The organism is Pseudomonas moraviensis subsp. stanleyae, from assembly GCF_036283065.1.
Classification (GTDB): Bacteria; Pseudomonadota; Gammaproteobacteria; order Pseudomonadales; family Pseudomonadaceae; genus Aquipseudomonas; species Aquipseudomonas stanleyae.
Genome location: NZ_JAADJI010000023.1, coordinates 1 through 6,200 on the forward strand (window position 1 = coordinate 1; position 6,200 = coordinate 6,200).

Consider the following 6,200-nt stretch of genomic DNA (forward strand, 5'->3'; position numbering starts at 1 on the left):
GTTCAAACCGAGGCCTTTTTTTTGACCAGAGGGCGATGTAAGGCAGGGCCGAAGCATGAGGCCAGCCGTCATCGACCAACTTTCAATATCTCAACGAGTATGCAGCCGTGAGCTTACTATCTCGCGTTAAAGCGGCAGTCCTGTTCGGCTGCTTGTTGTTTGCTTCGCAAAGTTTTGCTGCTGACTATTTTTGGTCGGACAGTTCGCTTAACTTCCGCAACCCATCTCCCGCCGGAGCCTGCGAAGCAGTTTCTCGCAATATTTACAATGGACACCCAAACCAAGCATTCTCCCGAGTAGGTCCAACAACAGTCACAGGCGAATATGCTAATTGCCAATATTTTTTCATCTGGACTATTGGCGAGAATGCAGGTGTTGAACAGCCCGGCGGTAACACTCAAGTCGGCCTCCATGGCAGCACTTGTCCCCCTGGCACAGGACCATTTGATTCTGCAACAGGCATGTGCACTGTCGCGCAAAACTATAAACCCGGAGACAAGTGTGATGATCAGACTGGTGGTACAGCTAGCAATCCTATGATCTTCGACGACACTGTCAGCAAGTGCGTTCGGTTTACTGAATCCGAGGGCGATGCTCCTTGCACTTTCCTTAAGTCCGCTGGTGACTCGAACCCAAGTTACTCAGGAACTGCCTATACAGTTGCGGGCGTTATTGGCGCCGGTGGGCAAGCAACTGCCCCTCCAACTTTCGCCCAAGATGGCCTTAAGTGCGTTATGGCTACAATTTCAAGTTCTGATTGCAAAGTTACTGGCGATGGCACAGCAACTTGCAACGTAATTGGCAAGTTCACGGGTAAAGGCAGTTCTACCGGTACGTCTGATGTTGCCGATGCCCTTTGTCCGAACGGCACCTGTGACCCACAAGAGCCGGAAGTGAAAACCACCGAGACACCATGTGTTCCGTCTGGCACCGGTGGCGGAGGATCTGGCTGCACAGCCACCAAGGAAACCAAGGAGGATGGTTCTCAGCAATGCGGCACTGTCAACGGTGCTTACAAGTGCTTCACGAAGCCTCCGTATTCCAACGGCATCAAGACCGATATCAGCTCGACTTCGCAGAACCTGCCTGACGGATCGGTGAAGGTCACGACCGTGAAGAACTCCACCAACACCGTCTGCACCGATATCAAAACCTGTACCACCAAGACGTCCACAACGACCACCAACACCGTCACCAAGCCCGACGGCACCACTACCACCGACACGTCCTGCAAGGGCGTTTGTTCGCCGAATGGCGGCGGTCTGGAAGGTAACCCCGGGGCAGGCTCTGGTAACCCTGCCACTGGTGATGGAAACGGCGGTAACGGTGATGGCGAAGGCGGTGATGGTACTGCCGACATCAGCGACGACTGTGCCGCGCCTCCTCCATGTGACGGCGACGTGTTTCTGTGCGCGATCCTCAAACAGAACCACATCGACACTTGCAAGCTGATGGCTGACGCCACTGCCGAGCAGAAGGCCATGGTCAAGGCCAAGACAGACGCTGCCTATGCGTCTCTCGATGCCCATCAACAAACTCTCGACAACCAAGCAAACACCCTGCTTTCCGAGTTCCAGAGCAAAACCAACGGCTCCGGCGGTGGTGGCGGCAAGTGCCTCCCTGACAAGCAATTCATGCTCGCCGGGCACACGTTTGACATGAAGTTTTCTGAGACCTGCGACGGCCTGAGCTGGGTTCGCCTCGTTCTGCTTGCCGGTGCCTACCTGATCGCAGCCCGCATCGTTTTCCGTGAGGTGTAAGCCATGTTCCAAGTCTTGTTTGCCGCGCTCAGCGCAGTCGCCAGTTACGTCCTTCCTCGCTTGTTGGCGGTCGGTGGAACGGTCGTCGTTTCCACAACCGTTCTTATGCCCATCTTCAACTGGTTGCAGTCCCAGGTGACACAACGACTCAACGGCATGCCCGCTGACGCTGTTGCCTTCTTCCAATTCGTCGGCGTCTTCGATTGCATCGCCGTCATTTTCGCCGGGTACGGCATGGCTATCGGCATGAAAGTCGCCAAGGCTGCGTACCAGCGTGCCGGGAGCAAATCCGATGCTTAAGCTCGTCACTGGCCTGCCGGGCGCAGGCAAAACCTCCAACGAATTGTGGGATTTTTTGCACGCCAAGGAGTACGAAGGCCGTCCCAAATACTGCACCGCGATCAACGGTTTCATACCGGCGAATCACGGCGTTTTTCCTCTCGATCACGTCGACCAATGGCGCGAATTGCCCGATGGTTCTGTCATCTTCTGCGACGAAGTACAGCGGTACTGCGGGACCGACCTCGGCACGAATCCCCCGCAATGGGTCAAGGATCTTTCGATTCACCGGCACTCCGGTAAAGACCTGATTTTCATCACTCAAGCACCCGGCCTGCTGCATCCGTTTGCCCGCAAGCTGGTACAGCCACACGTGAACTACCACCGGCCGTACAACGCCAAGCGCGTCATGAGGTATTCATGGGAGTCCGTCCAGTCCGATCCGGCGTCCAGCTCCGCGCGCAAAACTGGTCAAAGCTCGATGGTCAAAACCGATCCGAAGGTTTTCGAGCTGTACACGTCTACTACCCTCGACACTCACAAGGCGCGGCTCCCGCTCAAGACCTTGATCATTCTCGCGTTGGCCGTGCTGATTGCAGTTGGTTGCATCGGCTATGCCGCGAACATGGTCTGGGGCATGAGACACAAGACCGACACAACCGCAGATCCTGCCACCACTCAGGCGGTCGCAACTGCTGCGGCCATCCCCCCGCCATCGTCAATGATCGGTGTCGATTCTCAGCAAGCGAAACCTGTCTGGACTGCCGAAAGCATCAAGCCCCGCATAGCTGGCCAGCCGCACACGGCGCCTGTCTACGATGCCTTGACCGCTCCGACCGATTTCCCTCGCGTCGCGGCCTGCATGAGTTCGGAGAGTCGAGGCACCTGCAATTGCTATTCACAGCAGGCAACTCCCATTGACGTTCCGCAGAGCGCCTGTCTTGTCTTCATCCGCCACGGCAGTTTCGACCCTTGGCTGTCTGGACGAAAACAGCAAGGTCAGCAGCAAGCCGTCAACGGGCATACGTCCCCTGTCGAGCCACCGGCACCTGCTCAACCACGCGCCCGAAATACGGGTCAGTCTTTCACTGTAGTGGCCGAAACAGAGCCGGTATTCCTTAAGACCAAGGACGCCCGCACCGGTAGGCCGTAGGCCATTAGGCGCCACGTTGCCCGACAGCCTGGCAACGAAACATCCGCGCCGGTACCCGGCAAAGCCGGCCCCATCTAACGCCCAACAAAAAACCCCAGCGATCGACAAATCACTGGGGTTTTTCTTCGCGTCCATATCGTCTGTGATCGCCTCAGAGCCCGACCGCGCCCTGTTCAACCAACTGCGTTCACACCGACCTTACCGCGTAGCCAGCGCGGTCCCATGACGCCCAGCGCTATCGCCGGACAGGTCATGGCAATTCAAATCTTTCAGCACGCTTTCCGAGGCCCGCAGGGTGGGGGTGCGGTTACACCCCCACTTTGGTGCAATTGTCTGCACTCTCAAGATCGTAGAGGTCGAGAAAAAGCTCCCCCTCCGCGTTCAGGCGTGTGTAACTGATTGAAAGCTCAAGGATTTTGTGAGTCAGCTCGCTATCTTTCAGCGGCGGGAGTCCGCGCTTCACCAGTAACTTGTTGATTTCTATGGCTTTTAAGCGAATCGCTTCCTGCTCGCTTTCCGACAATCTCAGTAGTTTTGACATCTTTGTTACCCTCGGTAGACCGTTTGTCGTTTGATATGGATCCAACCCCCAAAATGAGATTGACGCAACATGTTAACACGTAGACAATCCGCAACATCTGAACATGTTTACATGTTTACAAAAGGGAAAACGGCATGTTTATTGACTGGCTCAAAGTGACGCAGGAATTCGAACAGGATCTACCTGTCGTTTCCGATATCGTCACCAAGACAATCGATACGCTGACCGGTGAAGTGCTCAGCAGCCGTACCCCTTGGTTCCAGCATGAAGGCAGCCACAGTTCCAAAGTCTCAATCCAGATCAGCGGCAGGCGAATCACAATCGACGGTAACCCGTCGAGACTCAACCGTCACGACAACCTGTGGGGATTTGAGACTCTGGATCAATGCATTGGTGTCTATAACCAACTGCTCGCGGAGTATGGCTTGCCACCTTTTACGAAGTGCACACGCTTCGAAGTGCGGCAGGGTGAATCAGGTGCGAAAAGTTCGCAACTCTGGACTGACGGAGCCGTGATACAGCGCATCGACTTGACCACGAATATTTCCGTAGGCCAAGGCAATGAAACACCGTATTTGCGTGGCCTCGCGTCCCAGCGCTTGGGCCACTCCATTGGGCGTTTGTTCCCGAATGGTAAATCTGTTGACTGGACAACATCGGGCAGCGGCAAAGGCGCCCGACTCCAGTACCGCAAGGCCTACGACAAAGGGTTTGAAATCCAGACCAAACATCTGCCGAAGGTCAAGCGCGCATATGGCGAAACCTCGCCTGAGTACAAGTACGCGCAAGAGCTGTGCGACTACGCTCTACAGACCGGGATTGTCCGGCTAGAGCAAGAGCTGAAAAGCGAATTTTTAAGCCGTGAAAAGCTGTGTTTTTACGGCCTCTTCAATGAGGCCAACTTTCAGAAATTGCATGATGAATTCGTCGGCGTCGATCAGCGTCTAAAGGTGACGAAAATGGATATTGTGAGCATTGCGGGTCAGTTGTTGGCAGAGGGCGTAGTAGAGACACAACGGGCGGCGAATCTTACCGCTTCCTACGCCATCATGTGGATGCACGGCCAGGAGCTGGCCATGTCCGAACGCTCGTTCAAGGAGCATGCAGCCCGCTTGAACAAGATTGGCATCAACATCCGCAACGCTCCAGACTTGGCGCTGTGCAGCACCGTTTTCATCCGGGAAATGCAGGAAATCAACCCGGTCAAAAACATTGCTCCACCGAGCTGGTACAAGCGGCCTAGTCACCTTCGGTTGGCTGCTTGATGGGAGCCGCGTGGTACGACCCAAGCTGGCTGGACATCATTGGTATGTATGTCGCTATGGCGGTTTGTATTGCAGCCTTCGCGTGGTGCGCTGTTGATGATGGGTGATTGTTATGATCGTCAGCTTTCAGGGAACAAGATTAAGCGCTGGTCAACGGCGTACTTTAGAGAATCAGGAACGGTGCAAATCCGCATTCCTCAACCCGGTACTTCAAGCGTCCGTGGAAGAGACTCTAAAGAAAGTTGAACAGCGGAAAGAGCAAGGCGTTAAACCGGAAAAACTGTGGACTCTCGACTACCAGTCAGAAGGCACTGTTTCCGTTGCTGAGTGGATGGGCTACTAAGCCTAATTAAATCGGGGTAACACCCAACTACTAGTTATCGATGAGGGACAGTCATGTCTACTGCAAATGCAATGGTTATCAATGTTGAAGTAACCGGCAACTCCCGTTCCGGCACTTCCAAGGCTGGTAAAGAATACTGCATGTATGAAGGTTTTGTTCACATGCCTAATTGCCCTTACCCGCAAAAAGCAAGTTTTTACGCTGAGAACAAAGCACAAGTCCCTCAGCCGGGTATGTGGCAGTGTGATGTAATCGCAGACGTTCGCGACGGTCGTCTGGAGTTCCAAGTTGACCCACGCCAAGGTCGTAAGATGGTTCAAGCGCCTAAACAATCGACGGCGGCTTAAACCATGGCCAGTCCACTCCCGGAGAATGTTTATTTGTACACTTGCACTGTAGGCGGAACAGAAGCTGCACCTGCGCCGTCCGGTTGTGCATATGTACAGGTGAAAAGTTCCGTTCTTTATCCGGATGGGCAATGGCTCTCACAAGAACAAGTAGACGGAATCGTTGGTGGTGTAATTGGACTTGTTGCAACCATCATTGTTTTCGCATTGCTTAAAAAGGCAATTGAGTCGTAACACCGGCAATCATGCCAACAACCGTGGAGTAACAAAAAATGAACCTGAAAAATCTGCTGAAAACCGTCCTCGCTGTCGGTGGCACCATTGGCGCCGCTTCTTCGTTCGCAGTCGTAGACACTGCTCCTGTCGTTTCGGGTCTGACCGATGCTGAGGCAGCCGCTGTCGTGATCGGCACCGCCGTTCTCGCCATCGTCGTCAGCATCAAGACCTTCAAGTACATCCGCCAAGCGTTCTAACAGGCCGGACGCAACTACGCGGGACAGTAAGGCCTCGGC

9 protein-coding genes are annotated in these 6,200 nt (G+C 54.4%); 8 read left to right on the forward strand and 1 reads right to left on the reverse strand.

Annotated features, from left to right (window positions below; all coding sequences use genetic code 11):
• The first annotated feature begins 893 nt into the window (after positions 1–893).
• The 3 genes from GXB78_RS27860 to GXB78_RS27870 are packed head-to-tail and all read left to right on the forward strand — an operon-like array spanning position 894 to position 3,192.
• Positions 894–1,760, forward strand: coding sequence for a virulence factor TspB C-terminal domain-related protein (locus GXB78_RS27860; protein ID WP_329517840.1), 867 nt, complete (start codon positions 894–896; stop codon positions 1,758–1,760).
• 3 nt (positions 1,761–1,763) lie between these two features.
• Positions 1,764–2,060, forward strand: coding sequence for a DUF2523 family protein (locus GXB78_RS27865; RefSeq protein WP_329517841.1), 297 nt, complete (start codon positions 1,764–1,766; stop codon positions 2,058–2,060).
• Positions 2,053–3,192 carry a zonular occludens toxin domain-containing protein gene (locus tag GXB78_RS27870; protein WP_329517842.1) on the forward strand — a complete coding sequence of 380 codons (1,140 nt, stop codon included), beginning with the start codon at positions 2,053–2,055 and terminating at the stop codon, positions 3,190–3,192. The genes GXB78_RS27865 and GXB78_RS27870 overlap by 8 nt, the downstream gene beginning before the upstream one ends.
• A gap of 307 nt (positions 3,193–3,499) precedes the next feature.
• Here GXB78_RS27870 and GXB78_RS27875 read toward each other — a convergent pair whose 3' ends face one another.
• Positions 3,500–3,733 (reverse strand): hypothetical protein, encoded by a 234-nt coding sequence (locus GXB78_RS27875; RefSeq protein WP_329517843.1) that lies wholly within the window; start codon positions 3,731–3,733, stop codon positions 3,500–3,502.
• Positions 3,734–3,867: 134 nt separating this feature from the next.
• Here GXB78_RS27875 and GXB78_RS27880 point away from each other — a divergent pair, with 134 nt between their 5' ends.
• The 5 genes from GXB78_RS27880 to GXB78_RS27900 all read left to right on the forward strand — a co-directional run bounded on the left by GXB78_RS27880 (position 3,868) and on the right by GXB78_RS27900 (position 6,161).
• Positions 3,868–4,998: a phage/plasmid replication domain-containing protein gene (locus GXB78_RS27880; RefSeq protein WP_329517844.1), complete on the forward strand. Its 1,131-nt coding sequence runs from the start codon at positions 3,868–3,870 to the stop codon at positions 4,996–4,998.
• A gap of 112 nt (positions 4,999–5,110) precedes the next feature.
• On the forward strand, positions 5,111–5,341 hold the full coding sequence (locus tag GXB78_RS27885) for a hypothetical protein (RefSeq protein ID WP_329517845.1): 231 nt from the start codon (positions 5,111–5,113) through the stop codon (positions 5,339–5,341).
• A gap of 53 nt (positions 5,342–5,394) precedes the next feature.
• Positions 5,395–5,688: a propanediol utilization protein gene (locus GXB78_RS27890; RefSeq protein ID WP_329517846.1), complete on the forward strand. Its 294-nt coding sequence runs from the start codon at positions 5,395–5,397 to the stop codon at positions 5,686–5,688.
• A 3-nt stretch (positions 5,689–5,691) separates the two neighbouring features.
• Positions 5,692–5,922 carry a hypothetical protein gene (locus GXB78_RS27895; protein ID WP_329517847.1) on the forward strand — a complete coding sequence of 77 codons (231 nt, stop codon included), beginning with the start codon at positions 5,692–5,694 and terminating at the stop codon, positions 5,920–5,922.
• 38 nt (positions 5,923–5,960) lie between these two features.
• Positions 5,961–6,161, forward strand: coding sequence for a major capsid protein (locus GXB78_RS27900; protein WP_329517848.1), 201 nt, complete (start codon positions 5,961–5,963; stop codon positions 6,159–6,161).
• Positions 6,162–6,200 lie beyond the last annotated feature (39 nt).